The following is a 16,870-nucleotide window of genomic DNA, read 5'->3' on the forward strand; positions in this document are numbered from 1 at the left end:
GCTTGATCGGGATCAGGGCAACGGCGTCCGAGCGCGAAGGGTTCAATCCCCGATCTTGATGTCCCTTGGGGCAACGAAGCGCTCGAGTCGCCCCGTGCCGGCCGCAACCGTACTCCAGGCGTCGCCCTCAAAGTCCAGAACCACCACGGCGGCGGTGGGAAACTCCAGTGACAGCCGTTTGCGCCCGGCCTTCTCACCAGAGCCGGCCAACCGCATCGCCAAGTCCTGCAGGCCGGGATTGTGACCAATCATCAGGAGGCTCCCAGCGGTATCCGGCGTGGTCTGCACGATTGAGAGCAAAGCTGCCTCAGGTGCCTCGTAGATCGAGGGGACGACCTCAGCTTCGGGCCCCGTCAGGGCACTTTGAATCGCCTCCCAGGTCTCGCGAGTCCGTTTTGCTGGAGACACGACGACCGCCTCGGGAATCAGCCCCTCGGCGGCAAGGTACGCGCCCATCTGCGGGGCAGCGCGCTTGCCGCGATCGTTCAGTGGGCGATCAAGATCGACGATGCCAAGCGGACGGTCGGACTTGGCGTGACGCAGGAGGATCAGGCGACGCATGCGAGCTTGGTCTTTCAGGTCAATCCGATGACGGGATGCGGGTCCAGGGAGGCGGACCGCGCTCGGCAACCCCGTAGCTCGGCCTCTTCAGTTTCATCACGAGCGTTCTGCTGGGAACGAGGCTTGCGCAAGAGCCCCACTCTATCTGGGTCCGGTCGACCCTCCTGCCCCAGGGCCGATGCCCAGCGGTGCGGTTCAGCCGCCGCGTTGCTCGCGCCGCATCAGAAAGGCGAGCTTTTCGAACAGCCCCACATCCTGCTCGTTCTTCAGGAGTGCGCCGTGGAGCGGCGGGATCAGCTTGCGGCCGTCGCGCTCGCGCAGGGTCTCGGGCGTGACGTCCTCTGAAACGAGGAGCTTGAGCCAATCCAGCAGTTCCGAGGTCGAGGGCTTCTTCTTCAGGCCCGGGACTTCACGGGTCTCCAGGAAGACGCGTAGGGCCTCCTCGACGAGGCGGTACTTGATGCCGGGATAATGCACCTCGACAATAGCCTTCAAAGTCTCGGCGTCGGGGAACTTGATGTAGTGGAAGAAGCAGCGTCGCAGGAAAGCGTCCGGCAGCTCCTTCTCGTTGTTCGAGGTGATGACGACGATCGGGCGCCGCTCAGCCCGAACCGTCTCGCCGGTCTCGTAGACGTGGAACTCCATCCGGTCGAGTTCAGTCAGGAGATCGTTCGGGAATTCAATGTCGGCCTTGTCGATCTCGTCGATAAGCAGCACCGGTCGCTCGGGCGCGGTGAAGGCCTCCCACAGCTTGCCGCGCCGGATGTAGTTGCCGATGTCCGAGACGCGCGGGTCTCCGAGCTGACTGTCGCGCAAGCGCGAAACCGCGTCGTATTCGTAGAGACCCTGCTGCGCCTTGGTGGTCGACTTGACGTTCCAGGTCAGGAGCGGTGCACCAAGCCCCTTGGCAATTTCCTCCGCCAGCACCGTCTTGCCAGTGCCGGGCTCCCCCTTCACCAGCAGCGGACGTTCCAGAACGATGGCGGCGTTCACCGCCGTCGTCAGGTCGGAGGTCGCGACGTAGTCGGCGGTGCCGGTGAAGCGCATGACGGTACTCGCGGGATGGGGACGCTGGAACGTCCGGGGTTAGGGCGCGGCCAGGATCCCCGCAAGGCACCGGCCGCGGCCGACGAAGACCAGTCCGTTTTAGAGCGTCTTCCCGTCGTGCCAGACGCAATTTGAGGCCAAGATACCGAGGTTGACGTCGGACTTCTGTGGCTGGGGCAGCGTCTTTCCGTCCATAGCTAAGTCGATTTTGATCTCGACCTGACCCTTCTGCTCGTTCTGGCGACGTGAGAAGTAGCAGTATTGCTGGAACGGCTGGTCCTCGTTCGCGCGGAAGTTCCAACCGGTGACGATCTGGCCGTCCATGTAGGGCACCTGCTTGAACACCGTGAAGGTGGTGTTCACCGGGGCCTTGGAGGCCGGCGCTGCGTCGTTGCCGAGTTGCGCCTTCGTCGGCGTCGGCGCTCCGCCCGCCTTCTGCAATCCACCCTCAAGCTTCAAGACGTTATCCGTCAGTGTGACCTCGCCCTTGGTCTTGAGGGTCACGTCGGACAGGGCAGCCTGCATCGCGGCCGCGATCTTCTCGGCCGCCGAGTCGACTTGGCCCATGTAGGCGTAGCCGTAGGACGCTGCGCCGACCCCGGCGCCAGCGAGGAGCAGGAAAGCCCCTGCCCCGACGGAGCGGAACAGGAAGGCGCGCGCGGCAACGATGCGCGCCTCGGCCCGTAGGCGCCCGTTCACGCTCTGAGCGAGGACGACGTTCTCGGGGGTACCGGAGGTGTGGATGCTCACGCGCCGGCTCCCGCGCTAGCGGCCTGGGCCGGACCGCGTCGATCGATCGGGATCACCGCGCCGCCGGGCGCGGCCGCTGCCGGCGCCGCAGCGGTCGCAGCGGCTGGGGCCGGAGCCGGGGCGGCCACCGACGGCTCATTCGGCACGCCTCGAGGCTGGTGCAAGGCCATTTCCTCGCGCAGGGCATCAGTGATCGAATCGAGCATGTAGGGAGTCGCGGCCGGGTCGACGGTGGCGCCGAGGTCGTCCTCGTCCATGAAGGTCTTGCGCACCGAAACGGCGCACAGGGCGAGGATCGTGGAGGCGAAGGCGGCGCAGAGTGCCGGCACGAACACGAAAATGCGCAGGAAGGCGTGGACCTGTGCCTCGCTGACGTCGATCGGATCGACGCCGTACACCATGGCGGTGAAGGAATGCAGCTGTGAGCGATTCACCGAGTTGCGATAGGCCTGTTCGGCATCCGCAACCTTGCGCTCCGCGGCGCCGCGGTCGAGTTCGCTTCGAGCCTTGCGGGCTTCCTCAAGCATCTTCGTGACGGCGCCTCGGTCAGCGCCGGCCTTGGCGACGCTTGCGTTGAGGGTCGCCGTGCGCGGATCGGTGACGCACTTCATGTTGGAGTAGCGCTGACCGCGACTGTTGGTGCCGTAGACGCGCTCGCAGCGCTGCGCCGGCAATCCGGCGAGCTGGCTGGAATTCTCGGCGGCGCGCTTCTCGATCTGATCGAGCTCGCTCGTATACTGCGCCACCCGCGCATCCGCCGCGGCGATGCGATTGTCGATGGTGCCGCGATCGGCCTGGGCATCCTTCAGGGCGGTCTTCGCCTTGGCGGCATCCGTCAGGCGCGGATGGAACATCATCTCGCCGAGCTGGGACACCGACTTGGTGGTCACGCCGGCCGCGAAGATGATGCCCACGATCGCCAGCGCGCGGATGAAATAGGAGCGCTGCGTCCGGGCCAGGATACCAAGGGGGACGCGGCAGAGTTCCACGGCCGCGTAGACCAGCGGCGCGAGGAGCATGAAGTAGAAGGCTTGGGAGTCGCCGTCGCTGTAGACGCCCGCGAACAGCCATGCACCCCAGAGCGAGGCACCGATGACCATGAATTCCACGAGATAAGCGATCGCGACGTAGCCCCACTTGATGCGGTAGCCCCTTTCGATATGCCGTTCGTGAGACCAGCGGTCGGTCTCCCGGCGCCATTCTCGAGCTTCACGTTGCACGTCGCGGTTGGGCGGCGTCTTTCGCATGGGGCACTCGTATCTCGAAACGCGACGCTGCGCGCTTAACCGTCCGTTAAGGCTTTGCCTTATGCGCCTATTGTGCCGTTTTTGCGCCGCATCAGGCGCGCTGACCAGCACGGTCTCCCCATCCGAATGGTCGCAGCCGACCATTTTGTAATTTCCGGTCGTGTGTGCTGTTGCGCCGGGATGCCGCCGGTGCCCATGGTCGGGAACGGAGAGGCCGGGCGATACCTGTGCGCCGCTCAGTCTCTTCCGGCACCAGGAGACATCCCCGACCGATGACGGACGTGCACGCCGGATCCTACAAGGAAGTGATTCTATTCCTCGTCACCGCAGGCGTGGTAGTGCCGCTGTTTCATCGGCTGCGTATCAGCCCGGTGTTGGGCTTCATCGGCGCGGGCGCACTGCTCGGTCCCTTCGGTCTCGGGCGCTTCGCCGAGACGCACCACTGGGTCTCAACCTTCACCATCGCCAATCGCGCGGAGATCGCGCACCTCGCCGAGTTCGGCGTCATCTTCCTCATGTTCATGATCGGCGTCGAGCTCTCATGGGAGCGTCTGCGAACGCTCCGTCGCCTCGTCTTCGGACTCGGCTCGATCCAGGTCCTCGCCTCCTCGGTCGTCATCGGCCTGATCCTCCTGTCTCTCTCGGTGCCACTCGCCGCCGCGATCATCGTCGGACTGGCCCTCGCCCTCTCTTCGACCGCGATCGTGCTGCCGGTCCTGGCGGATCAGAAACGGTTGAATACCCCGGCGGGGCGCGCCAGCTTCGCGGTCCTGCTGTTCCAGGACCTTGCGGTAGCCCCGGTCCTCTTCGCCATCGCGGTGCTCGGCCGGAACGACGGCTCCGATGTGGGGGGCGCCCTGGCCCTGGCCCTCGGTCAGGCGGCGGTCGCCATCGTGGTGATCGTCGTGGTCGGACGCGTCGCACTGCGCCCGCTGTTCCAACTGGTAGCCCGGACGCGCTCGCCCGAGCTGTTCATGGCGGCCTGCCTCCTGGTCATCATCGGCACCGCTGTGACGGCTGCCGCCGCCGGCCTCTCGATGACCCTCGGCGCTTTCGTGGCCGGGCTGCTGCTGGCGGAGACCGAGTATCGCCGTGCCATCGAGGCGACGATCGACCCGTTCAAGGGCCTGCTGCTCGGCGTGTTCTTCGTCTCCGTGGGCATGAACCTCGATCCGGCCCACCTCATGTCGGCACCGGGCGCAGTGCTGGGCCTCGCCCTGATCCTAATCCTCATCAAGGGCACCGTCATCGTCATCGCCGCGCGCTTCTTGAAGCTCTCGCGATCAGTGGCCATCGAGGCGGCGCTTTTGCTGGGCCCCGGCGGTGAATTCGCCTTCGTGCTGATCGGCGGCGCCCTGGCAGGCGGCCTCGTCCCCGAAGAGGTCGGGCAGGCCGCCCTGATCGTCACTACCGTGACCATGATCGCGATCCCAGCCCTCGCCGTGCTGGCACGACGCCTCGGCAAGCGGTTCTCCAGCGCCCAACTCGGCCGCGCGCGGGCGGAGCCGGGGCCGGACCGTCAACAGAACCGGGTGATCATCGCAGGGTACGGCCGCGTCGGACGACTCGTGGGCGAGATGCTGGTTCGCCACAAGATCCCGTATCTCGCGCTCGACGCGGATGCAGCCCGGGTCTCGGAACATCGCCGGCTCGGAAATCCTGTCTATTTCGGAGACTCGGCCAATCCCGAGTTGCTGCGCCGCTGCGATATTGCCAACGCCCGGGCCTTGGTCGTCACTCTGGACAATCCCAGGGCGGTCGAGGCGGTGGTGGAAGCGGCCCGTGCCGAACGGCGCGACATCACCATCGTGGCGCGGGCGCGCGATGCCCGTCACGCCACTGCGCTCTACGAGATGGGCGTCGATGATGCGGTTCCTGAAACCATCGAGGCATCGCTCCAGCTCTCGGAGGCCGTCCTGGTCGATGTCGGAGTGCCGATGGGCCTCGTCATCGCCTCGATCCACGAGCGGCGCGACGAGTATCGTGCGATGCTGAAGAAGAAGGAGACCGAAGTTCGGCCGGCCTTTCGTGCTCGCCGCACCGTCGGCAAAGGCGTCGAAATTCGGGACGCGACGCCAGGAGACGAGTCCAAACCGGTCAGCAAGACCGCCTGAGGAACGTACTAGACCGCGTCAGAGTAGCCGGCCCTGGCCGCGGGCCGGCATCACGGGCGCAGCGAGAGAGCTCGAGGCGGATGATTTGGAGGAAACGGGGACCGTACCGCCTCGCCCAGCCTTCAGCCCCGGTGGCGGCTTCGACGATACTGGCTTGAGCGCATCGGGCGGCTTTGGCGTTCGAGGTTTGGCCCGGCGGATGGAGGAATGGGCGGCCGGATCCATGCCGGGCGCGTAGCTACAGCGGTAGACGATCTCGTCCGGCGGACCGAGGCCGGTGTCGAGCGGGATCGTCACCGTATCGTCGTTGAAGCGCCATTTGCGTGTGCCCTTGTCCCAGTACAGCCAGATCGTTGTGGGATGCCCCTGGATCGAGAAGATCGCTGCCTTCTTCGAGACCGCACGAATGGTGCGCGGCTCGTACATCCCCTTGGCTCGGTAGGCGTCCGCGAAGGAGGCGGGTTGACGGTCGATGAAGGTGTTGCGCACCACCTGAATCGTCGCGCCCGGCTCAGAGAGGAACCGCTTGAAATCGCTCAACGAGCGCAACGCGAGCGCCATGTTGGTCACTCCTAACTCAACCCGAAGACCATGCGCCCTGACGACTTGTCCTGACTTGCACGAGACCGTGCGGCTAAGATGTTCGATTCAGATGACAAGTCCTGTCCGCCCGAATAATGGTGGAGTGGCGATATCAACAGAAATCCAGGGTTATACCCAGATTAACGTATGTGACTCTGCCGAGCGTCGGGGCCAGGACGGGCCTTGACCCCGGCACCGGCTTCCCGCGTTGTCGCGCCATGCTGCTCCAGTTCTTCACCGCCCTGCGCGAGGCCAAAATCCCCGTCACGCTGCGGGAATTCCTGACGCTCCTGGGTGCGCTCGACCGCGATCTCGCGGGGAAGCGGATCGAGGAGTTCTACCTCCTCGCCCGCACGGCCCTGGTGAAGGACGAGCGAAACCTCGACCGGTTCGACCGCGTGTTCGGTGCCGTGTTCAAGGGCATCGAGACCCTGGGCGAGGCCTCCGCGCCGACGGCGATCCCGGAGGAATGGCTGCGCAAGCTCGTCGAGAAGTACCTCACCGATGCCGAGAAGGCGGAGTTGCAGGCGCTCGGCTGGGACAAGCTCTTCGAAACCCTGAAACAGCGCCTTGCCGAGCAGCGCGAGCGCCATCAGGGCGGCAACAAGTGGATCGGCACCGGCGGCACCTCACCGTTCGGGGCCTACGGCTACAACCCGGAGGGCATCCGGATCGGCCAGGACGGCAACCGCAACTTCCGCGCGGTAAAAGTCTGGGACAAGCGCGAGTTTCGCGATCTCGACGACTCGGTCGAACTCGGCACCCGCAACATGCGGGTAGCTCTGCGCCGCCTGCGCCGCTTCGCTCGCACGGGCGCGGCGGAGGAACTCGACCTCGACGGCACCATCCGGGAGACGGCGGCGAAGGGCTATCTCGACGTCAAACTCCGGCCGGAGCGGCGAAACGCCGTGAAAGTGCTGCTGTTCCTCGACGTCGGCGGCTCGATGGACTTCCACGTGGCGCTGGCCGAGGAGCTGTTCTCCGCTGCGCGCTCGGAGTTCAAGCACTTCGAACACTTCTACTTCCACAACTGCCCCTACGAGCACGTCTGGCGCGAGAACCGGCGCCGGCACGACGCGACGCTGCCGCTTCTCGACGTGCTGCGGACCTACCCGCCGGACTATCGCGTGGTGTTCGTGGGGGACGCCTCCATGAGCCCCTACGAGATCGCCATGGCGGGCGGATCGGTGGAGCATTGGAACGAGGAGCCGGGCGAGGCTTGGCTGACGCGGATCCTCGAGCGGTTTCCGAAAGCGGTCTGGCTGAACCCCGTTCCAGCGGACCACTGGGCCTACACCCAGTCGATCGGGATGGTCCGCCGGCTGATGGGGGAGCGGATGTTCCCGCTCAACCTGGAAGGCATCGATGGCGCCATGCGGGCGCTCGTCCGGTAGGCTTCGCCAGCGCCCTCGACGTTCGGGGGCCGGTCTCTCAGGCGCCTCGCGCCATCCGGGGCCCCGAGCGCGACCTGCTCAGCCCTGACGCGCCGGGGTCGTGACGCTGAGCCCATCCAGCTCGGGCGTGATGCGGATCTGGCAGCAGAGCCGCGAGGTCGCACGCACGTCGGACGCGAAATCGAGCATGTCCTGCTCCATGGCCTCGGCGGGCCCGACGACTTCGGCCCAGGCCGCATCGACGTAGACGTGACAGGTCGCGCAGGCGCAGGCGCCGCCGCATTCCGCATCGATCCCCGGCACGTTGTTGCGGATCGCCGCTTCCATCACGGTCGATCCTACGTCGCCCTCCACGGTCCTGGCCGTTCCGGCGTGGTCGACGTAGGTGATCTTGGGCATCGGGGACTCCGGGCTCGGACAACGCGTAGAACGGCCGGTTGTGCGGCGCAAAGCCTGCCTTGAAGGGGCAGGCCTCCGAATGCAAGCGCGCTCGCCGACCGGGCGATGTTTCCTGCGCTTACGCCGCAGCGGCCGTGCCGTTCCATCGACGAACCGCGACGCGACGTCCGAGCCCGGTATTTCAGAGAGGTCGTGTCAAGGTCGCGAGGGTTTCGGCGACGGCGACGGTGAGCGTTTCAGCCGGGGCGGCCGTGCCGCCCGTACGAAGTCCGTCCTCCATCGCAGCGGAGATTCGCGCGACGCGGACCGCACCGATCCCGAGTGCGGACCCCTTCAGGGTGTGGGCGAGGTCCGCCCGAGCGGCGGGAGCCAGGTCCGGATCGACGATCCCCGGCAGGAGGCGGCGGCACTGGTCGGCGAAGAGTCCGAGCAGCTCCGCGGCGAGTGCGGCGTCGCCGAACGTCTGGCGCGAGAGGTGGTCGGCGTCGAACAGCACCGCCTCCGACGGGTCTCGGGAATCGGGATCTGGCAAAACATCCTCGCGCCTGGGGCCACGGCCATCCTGGCTATCCACAGCTGAGCCCCGCCATCGTTCGCTTCCGTCTACGCGTTGAGGCATCATGCAGAAAGACGACGGAGCGGCACCGGCCCTCGGCTTGGTAACCATTCCGTTAAGGTTTTTTGGGCGCTGCGGCGGGCTCGGGTATCGGAGCCTCGTGCCGAAGTCTAAAGTTCCTTGGTAAATTGGTAAAAGTAACCTTGATCGGCGGGCGCGGCCGACGATCGGGATACGCGTAACGAGGCGTTGTATGGCCACGGAAAAGAAGCTCAAGGATCCGGCCGAGGCGGCTCTGTCGGCGATCGAGCAGGCTCTCAACCTCGATGCGTTCGCTCAGGGCGACGAGGCCTTGCGGGCGGAACCCCGCCTTCCGGATGTCGGCGACGGCGATCCCCTCCGCGATCCCAGCGGTCGCCTCGCGCCGCCGCGCCTCGATCTCGACCAGCCCCTCGCCTCGGACCTGCCGCCGCCGGACCGCAACCGCCCGCGTCGCGAGGGTGGCCTCCTGCCGCCCGACCGCTCCATGGTGGCCAACGACGACCGCCAGAACATCGGCATCCTGCAGCAGACCCTGCGCGTCCGCCCCTCGCGCACGCCCTACCTCATCGCCGCCGCAGCCGGCGGCCTCTGGATCGCCGGCCTCCTCGCCCTGGCCTGGGTGCAGTCCTCCGGCGACCTGCGCGGCTTCTTCCAGGGCCTGAGCGCGATCCAGGGCGCCGTGGCGGCGACCGCCCTCGTGGGCCCCGTGGTGCTGTTCGCCATCATGGGGATGCTCGCCGTGCGTGCCCAGGAGATGCGCCTCGTCGCCCGCGCCGTGGGCGAGGTGGCGATCCGCCTGGCCGAGCCCGAGAACTTCTCCACCGACGCGGTGCTCACCATGTCGCAGACCGTCCGGCGCGAGGTCGCGGCCGTCGGCGACGGCGTCGAGCGGGCGCTGGCCCGGGCAGGCGAACTCGAGACCCTGGTGCGCGGCGAGATCGCGACCCTGGAGCGGGCCTATTCCGACAACGAGATCCGCATCCGCTCCCTCGTCGAGGAGCTCGTCGCCCAGCGCGAGTCGATCATCGCCAATGCGGAGCGGGTCCGCGGTGCCATCACGGGCACCCATCAGAGCCTGACGGCCGAGCTCGACGGCGCCGCCGAGCGCATCGTCTCGGCGGTGAACGGCGCCGGCGACCGGGTCACCAGCGCCCTCGACGCCCGCGGCGAGGCCATCACGTCGGCCCTCGGCGACCGCGGCGACGCGATCACCGCCGCCCTCGGCGAGGCCGGCGACCGCGTCGTCGAGCTGGTTTCCGGCCGCGGCGACGACCTGGTGCAGCGCCTCGCCTCCACCAGCGAGGGAGTCCGCGGCAGTCTGGCGGAGGTCGGCAGCGCCCTCACGCTGTCCCTGGAGACCCGGGCCGACGAGGTCACCCGGGCCTTCGAGCGCACCGGCGGCATCCTCACCACCACCCTGGCGGAGAATGCCGGGCAGGTGGCGCGCACCCTGGCCCAGACCGGCTCCGAGGTCATCGAGGCCCTGAACCGCCAGGGCGGCGACGTCCGCCAGACCTTCGAGCAGTCCACGCGCGGCCTGGAAGAGGCCTTCCTGGCCCGCGGCTCCGAGCTGACGGCCCAGTTCTCCTCCACGGGCGGCGAGATCACCGCGCGCTTCGCCGAGACGGGCGACGCCCTGCGTGCCCACTTCGCCGAGACGGGCGACGCCCTGCGCGCCCACTTCGCCGAGACCGGCGCCGCCCTCACCCACGACATCTCCGCCCGCGGCGATACGCTGCGCAGCGAGATCGAGACCGCCGGCTCCGGCGTGTCCGCCCTCATCGAGGCCCGGGCCCGCGAGGCCCAGACCGGTCTCGCCGCCGCCGCCGGCAGCATCATCGAGACCTTCACGGCCCGCGCCGACGGCGTGCGGGAGGATCTCATCCGCTCGGTGGACGGCATCGCCTCCGGCCTCGACACCCAGGGCGGCGCCCTGGCCGAGCGCATCGAGACCGCCGCGGCCCACCTGCACGAGACCATCACGGTCCACGGCGCGGAGGTCTCGAACCTGTTCGAGGCCCGCGGCCGCGACACCCAGGCCGGTCTGGCCCTGGCCGCCAGCGCGATCATCGAGAGCTTCGGCGCCCGCGCGGACGCCCTCCGCGAGACCCTGATCGGCTCGGTCGAGGACGCGACCACCCGCCTCGACGAGCGCGGCGGCACCCTGGCCGAGCGCATCGAGGCCGCGGCCAACCGCCTGCGGGAGACGATCGACGTCCATGGCGGATCGGTCTCCGAGCGCATCGACGCGTCGGGCCGCGAGGCCCAGGCCGCCCTGGCGCTCGCCGCCAGCGCCATCGTGGAGACCTTCGGCAACCGCGCCGGCGGCGTGCGCGACGACCTCCTCCGCTCGGTGGAAGGCCTCGCCAACGGTCTCGACCAGCACGGCTCGGCCCTGGCCGAGCGCATCGAGACGGTGGCGCATCAGCTGCACCGGACCGTCACGGTCGAGGGCGCGAACCTGGAATCCACCCTCGGGACGACCGGCGATCGCGTCGGCGAACTCGTGCGGTCCCGGACCCAGGAAGCCACGCAGACGCTCGAGGGCGCCCTGTCGGCCCTCGGCCACACCTTCGAGACCCGGGCCCTGGAGGCGGTGGACAGCCTGCGCGTCACGGCCGCGACGCTCGAATCCGAGATCGGCAGCCGGACGGCCGAGGCCGCCGACACCTTCCGCCGCAGCGCGGAGGAGACCACCGTGGCCCTCGGCGCCAGCACCACCGAGGCCGCGCAGTCCCTGCGCCGCGCCTCGGCCAGTGCCACCGGCGAGCTGGAGGCCCGCACCGTCGAGGCGGTGCAGATCTTCGAGAACCGGCTGGCCGCCACGTCGGCGGATCTCGCGGCCCGGACCGCCGAGGCGGCCGAGCTCCTGCGCAACGCCGCCGACGGTCTCGGCGACACGGTCGGCAGCAAGGCCAGCGCCTCCATCGAAGCCCTGCGCAGCACCCTGGACGCCGTCAACGACGAGCTGGCCCGGCGCGCCGAGGACGCCGCCGGCACGATCGCCCGCGCGGCCGACGGTCTCGGCGGCGATCTCATCGCCCGCATCCGCGACGTCGAGACGGTCTTCGACAACCACGGTCGGACCCTCGGCGACCTCATCGCCGCCCAGGCGCAGGACGCCCAGACCCAGCTCGCCAATACCGGGCGCGACATCGTGCTGGCCGTCACCGCGCAGGGCGCGCGGGTGAACGACGCCCTCAGCCAGACCGGCGCCAGCTTCGCCGACACCACCGAGACCCGGGTCCAGGCCATCGACCGCGTCCTCAACGACCGGCTCGCGACCCTCCAGGAGACCATCGCCCGCGGCGACATCCTCGCCGACCGCATCTCCCGCGACACCGCCGCCCTCACCGAATCCGTGTCCGGCCGCCTCGAAGAGATGGACCGCGTCATCACCGTGCAGGGCAAGGTGGTGGCCGACAGCATCGCCGAGCGCACCCGTGAGGCCCAGGAGGCCGTGGAGAGCCAGCTCGGCGCCCTGGAGGAGCGCTCCGCCCGTCGCTCGACCGAGATCGGCGAGACCTTCGCCAACCTGGTGGCGCAGATCGACGGCCATCTCGGCGGCCGTGCCACCGCGCTGAACGAAGCCCTGATCGTGCGCACCGCCGAGATGGCGCGCGTCATGGTCGAAGGGGGTCGCGACCTCGTCCAGGCCCTCGACTCGCGGGCCGACACCATGGCTCTCGACATCGCCCAGCGCGGCGCCAGCCTCGGCGACGTCCTCGGCGAGCGCTCGGCGGAGATCGCCCGCCGCCTCGACGAGCAGACCCTGGAACTGTCCCGCCGCCTCGACGAGGGCGCCGGGCGCTTCGACGCCGGCGTGCTCGGTCGCCTGGAGGCGATCGGCACCGCCCTCGAGGAGCGCAGCCGCCTCATCGAGGAATCCTTCGGGACCCAGGCCTTCGAGGCGATCCGCCTCATCGAGAGCCGCACCCGTGCGGTGGACGAGGATCTGGCCACCCGCACCCGCGAGCTCGTGGACATGATCGTCGAGCGCACCGGGGGCGCCAACGAGGCCCTGGACACCCAGGCCGTGGCGATCCGCGAGGCCTTCTCGCAGCGCGCGGACGAACTCGTCCGCCTCATCGATGCCCGGACCGCCGCGATGGGCACCGAGCTCGACGAGAAGGGGCGCGCCGTGTTCGGCGCCCTCGGCGGCCGCATCACCGAGCTCGCCCGCCTGTTCGACCTCGGCAGCAACTCCCTCGGCGCGGTGCTGGAGCAGCGCGGCGAGACGATCCTGGCCCGCCTGCGCGAGATGGTCGCCGAGGCCGATCGCCAGCTCAGCGAGGGCGAGGGCCGCCTCGGCACCACCCTCGACCGCCGGACGTCCGACATCAGCTCGCTCCTCGACGAGGGCGTGCGCACGGTCCACCAGCTGCTGGACGACCGCACGGGCGAGATCCGGGCGCTGCTCGACAACCACGCCAGCTCCCTGGGCTCGAATTTCAGCGACCGCATCGCGCCGCTGCACGACACGCTCGACCAGCGCGGCCGTGCGTTCGTGGACACCATCGCGGCCAGCCTCGGCAGCGCCGCCGAGGCGGTCGAGGCCCGGACGCGGGCCCTGGCCAGCTTGTTCGACGAGCGCATCGAGCAGCTCGACGAGGTGGTCGACCGTCGGGGCGGCAGCCTCGCGGACTCGGTCGAGGCCCGGACCCGCGCCCTCGCGGAGACCTTCGACCAGCGCATCGGTGTCCTCGACGAGCTCGTGGACACCCGGGGCAAGCGCCTCGCCGAGAACCTGGGTGCCCAGGCCCAGACCCTGGTCGAGCAGTTCGACCAGCGCCTCGGCAGCCTCGACGCGGTGGTGGAGCGCCGGAGCGGCGAGATGGCCCAGGCCGTGGACGAGCGCACCCGCGCCCTAGCCAACCTGTTCGACCATCGCATCAACATTCTCGGCCAGCTCGTCGACCATCGCGGCGCGCACCTGACCGAGACGCTCGAGAGCCGGACCGAGGCCCTGACCACCCTCCTCGACCAGCGCATCGGCGCCCTCGACGCGATCGTCGACGGCCGCGGCAACCACCTGACCCAGTCGCTCGACGCCCGGGCCCAGGGCCTGCGCAGCCTGTTCGACGAGGTCCTGACCGCCCTCGACGGCCTGGTCGACGGCCGCGCCGAGGCCCTGACCGACCGGGTCGACACCCAGACGCGGGGCCTCACCACCCTGTTCGACGAGCGGCTCGGCGCCCTCGACCGCCTCGTCGATCACCGCACCGGCACCCTGTCCGACGAAGTCGATGCCCGCGCCCAGGCGCTGGTCTCGCTCATCGACACGCGGGTCGGCGCCCTCGACCAGGTGGTGGACGCCCGGGCGGGCGCCCTGCGCCAGCAGGCCGAGGCCATGGCGCAGACCCTGGTGTCCCTGTTCGAGGAGCGCGCATCGGGCCTCGCCACGCAGGCCGACGACCGGACCCGCGCCCTCGTGGCGATCTTCGATGAGCGCCTAGGGGCCCTGGAAGGCCTCGTGGACGGCCGCGCCGGCACCCTGGCCGACCGCGTCGAGGAGCGGACCCGCACCCTCGCATCGGTGTTCGACGCCCAGCTCCGGACCCTCGACGAGACCGTGGATCACCGCGCCAACGTCCTGGCACAGCAGGCCGAGGACCGCGGCAGCGCCCTGGCGGCGATGTTCGACGAGCGCCTCACGGCCCTCGGCGGCCTCGTGGAGGCCAGCGCGGCGGAGTTCGCCCGCACCATCGACACTCAGGGCCAGGCCCTGACGGAGGCGGTGGACAGCCGGTCGGAGGCCTTCACGAACCGCATCGACAATCGGATGAAGGTGTTCGCCACCCTCGTGGCCTCGCGCGGCGATGCCCTGGCCACGGCCTTCGACGACCGTCAGGACGCCTACGCGTCCCTGGTCGACGCGCGCACCGCGGCGATGCTCGCGGCCTTCGACGAGCGCGTCGATCGCCACGCGGCCCTCGCCGAGGCGCACAGCCAGGCCCTGGCCGCAGCCCTCGACCAGCGCAACGAGGCCGTGGCGGCCCTGCTCGACGCCGGCACCGGCGCCATGACCGAGGCGTTCGACCGTCGGTCCACGGCTCTGGCCGGGCTCGTCGAGGCCCGCGGCCAGGCGCTCGCCCGCCGGCTCGCGGAGAGTGCCGAAACCATCACCCGGGCCATCGAGACCGGGGGTGGTGCCCTGGTGGAGACGCTCGATGGACGCGGGAACGCGGTGGTCGCCCAGCTCACCGATCAGTCGGAGCGCCTGCGCGCGATCGTGGACGGACCGGCGGCCCAGCTCGTCGAAGCCCTGGCGCTGCGCGGCGATGCCATCGAGCGGGCCCTGCAGGAGAGCGGAGCGCCGCTGGTCGCCGCCATCCGCGAGCGCACCGAGGCCCTGGCCGCCCAGTCCCGCGCCTCCGCCGAGGCGCTGCTCTCGGCCATCGACGGCGGTGCGACCCGCGCCATCGCGTCCCTGAACGACGCCAACGACCAGATGCGCGGCGAACTCACGACCGTCCTCCAGCGCATCGACGGGGCCAACGAGGCCCTGCGCGAACTCCTGGCCGGGACCGGGCAGAACCTCGGCCATATCGAAGCGAGCCTCTCGCACCGGATCGCCGACATCCGCGACGGCCTGGCGGCCGTGGCGAGCGAGACCGAGCGCGCCAGCGCCGGGGTGTCCGAGCAGGTCCACCTTCTCCGGAACGTGGCCGAGGGCGCCCTGCGGGACGCCGCCGAACTGGCGGTCTCCCTCGACGAGCGCGGCCGTGCCCTCGACGAGATCGGCCGCACCCATGCGGGGACCCTGCGGCAGGCCGTCGGCCACCTCGAAGGCGCCGCCGGGCAGCTGCAGGGCGCGGCCGGCCAGATCCAGGGCGCCGAGAGCCGCCTCGCGGACCGGCTGGGCGAGCGCGAGGCCGCCATCGCCAACGTGCTGTCGCGGATCGAGGAGCGCTCCGGCACCCTCGACGCGCAGACCGCACGCTTCGACGCGATGATCGGCGAGACCCTGCGCGCCGCCGAGGAGCGGGCGCGGGCCCTGGGCTCCAGCCTGTCCGACACCGCCGCGGGCGCCGGGACCACCGTCGCCAAGGCGTTCGAGGGCCTCCGCGCCAGCGCCGACAGCGAGAGCGGGCGCACCGCCGAGGCCGTGCGCGCCGCGATCGAGGCGGCGTCGCAGCAGATGATGGGCGTCCTCGAAGCCGCCTCCGGCCGCTTCGGTGAATCCGTCTCCGGGCTGCGCGAGATGGCGGCCGAGATCCGGCGTGAGCTCGATGCCACCCGGGCCGACCTCCAGCGCGGCGTGCTGGAGATCCCGCGGGAGACGCAGGATGCCACCGGCGAGATGCGCCGGGTGGTCTCCGAGCAGCTCAAGGCCCTGACCGAGCTCTCCAGCCTGGTCCAGAGCTCGGGACGGGCGGTGGATGCGGCGGTCCCGCAGGTGTCTGAGCCGAAGCGCCCCGCCGCCGCGGCACCGACGCCGACGCCGGCTCCCGCCGCGGCCGCTCCGGCGGCTCCGGCGAAGGCCGCCCCGGCCAAGCCCTCCGCCGCCGCACCGGCCGCCGCACCGGCGAAGCCCGCGGCTGCGGCCGGCCGGCCCGGCACGTCGATGAACCTCGTCTCCGCCCCGGCGACGGGCCGGACCGCACAGGCGGCCCGTCCCGATGCCCGGGCCGGCGAGGGCCGCGGCTGGCTCTCGGACCTGCTGACGCGGGCCTCCCTGGACGAGGATGCGGATCCGGCGCCGAGCGCTCCGGCGCCGGCCACGAAGCAGCAGGCCGAGGCCCAGAAGACCGCGGCCGAGCGCGGGCGCACCGCCCTCGAGACGATCTCCAGCGACATCGGCAAGATGATCGACCACCAGACCGCGGTGGAGCTGTGGGAGCGCTACCGCCGGGGCGAGCCGAACCTGTTCGACCGCCGGATCTACACGGCGCAGGGCCGGCAGACCTTCGAGGAGGTCCGCCGCCGCTACGCCGCGGATGCCGATTTCCGGCGCACGGTCGACCGCTACGTCGGCGAGTTCGAGCGCCTGCTCGGCGACGTCTCGAAGAACGACCGCGACTCCTCGCGGGCGGATGCCTACCTCACCTCGGAGACCGGCAAGGTCTACACCATGCTGGCCCATGCCAGCGGCCGCTTCGACGGGGCCTAGGCCCCGGACGCAGCGCGCCGGACGAACGGACCCCCGCCCTCCCCCCGGAGGGCGGGGGTTTCCCG

9 protein-coding genes and 1 pseudogene are annotated in these 16,870 nt (G+C 70.0%); 3 read left to right on the forward strand and 7 right to left on the reverse strand.

Annotated features, from left to right (window positions below):
- Positions 1-42: 42 nt before the first annotated feature.
- From CRT23_RS03575 to CRT23_RS03590, 4 genes are all read right to left on the reverse strand, one after another.
- On the reverse strand, positions 43-561 hold the full coding sequence (locus CRT23_RS03575; protein WP_103708639.1) for a histidine phosphatase family protein: 519 nt from the start codon (positions 559-561) through the stop codon (positions 43-45).
- A gap of 195 nt (positions 562-756) precedes the next feature.
- Positions 757-1,608, reverse strand: coding sequence for a MoxR family ATPase (locus CRT23_RS03580; RefSeq protein ID WP_103708640.1), 852 nt, complete (start codon positions 1,606-1,608; stop codon positions 757-759).
- 99 nt (positions 1,609-1,707) lie between these two features.
- A complete protein-coding gene (locus CRT23_RS03585; RefSeq protein ID WP_103708641.1) occupies positions 1,708-2,358 on the reverse strand; it encodes a hypothetical protein in 651 nt (216 codons plus the stop codon).
- Positions 2,355-3,605 carry an ATPase gene (locus tag CRT23_RS03590; protein ID WP_245435960.1) on the reverse strand — a complete coding sequence of 417 codons (1,251 nt, stop codon included), beginning with the start codon at positions 3,603-3,605 and terminating at the stop codon, positions 2,355-2,357. The genes CRT23_RS03585 and CRT23_RS03590 overlap by 4 nt, the downstream gene beginning before the upstream one ends.
- Before the next feature lie 272 nt (positions 3,606-3,877).
- On the opposite strand from CRT23_RS03590, the gene CRT23_RS03595 reads away from it, so the two are divergent.
- The gene (locus CRT23_RS03595; protein WP_103708642.1) at positions 3,878-5,719 is read left to right on the forward strand and encodes a cation:proton antiporter; all 1,842 of its coding nucleotides are present in this window, start codon (positions 3,878-3,880) and stop codon (positions 5,717-5,719) included.
- A gap of 237 nt (positions 5,720-5,956) precedes the next feature.
- Here the strand turns inward: CRT23_RS03595 and CRT23_RS03600 are convergent.
- A pseudogene (locus CRT23_RS03600) lies at positions 5,957-6,280 on the reverse strand (hypothetical protein); the annotation flags it as partial.
- Between the two features lie 239 nt (positions 6,281-6,519).
- Here CRT23_RS03600 and CRT23_RS03605 point away from each other — a divergent pair.
- On the forward strand, positions 6,520-7,695 hold the full coding sequence (locus CRT23_RS03605) for a VWA domain-containing protein (protein ID WP_103708643.1): 1,176 nt from the start codon (positions 6,520-6,522) through the stop codon (positions 7,693-7,695).
- Positions 7,696-7,773: 78 nt separating this feature from the next.
- On the opposite strand, the gene CRT23_RS03610 is transcribed toward CRT23_RS03605, so the two are convergent.
- Positions 7,774-8,094 carry a 2Fe-2S iron-sulfur cluster-binding protein gene (locus CRT23_RS03610; RefSeq protein ID WP_055954982.1) on the reverse strand — a complete coding sequence of 107 codons (321 nt, stop codon included), beginning with the start codon at positions 8,092-8,094 and terminating at the stop codon, positions 7,774-7,776.
- Between the two features lie 181 nt (positions 8,095-8,275).
- Positions 8,276-8,626, reverse strand: a complete 351-nt coding sequence (locus CRT23_RS03615; RefSeq protein WP_245435946.1) for an Hpt domain-containing protein — start codon at positions 8,624-8,626, stop codon at positions 8,276-8,278.
- Positions 8,627-8,903: 277 nt separating this feature from the next.
- On the opposite strand from CRT23_RS03615, the gene CRT23_RS03620 reads away from it, so the two are divergent.
- On the forward strand, positions 8,904-16,805 hold the full coding sequence (locus CRT23_RS03620) for a hypothetical protein (RefSeq protein ID WP_103708644.1): 7,902 nt from the start codon (positions 8,904-8,906) through the stop codon (positions 16,803-16,805).
- The last annotated feature ends 65 nt before the right edge of the window (positions 16,806-16,870 follow it).

Source organism: Methylobacterium sp. V23, from assembly GCF_002917135.1.
Lineage (GTDB): Bacteria > Pseudomonadota > Alphaproteobacteria > Rhizobiales > Beijerinckiaceae > Methylobacterium.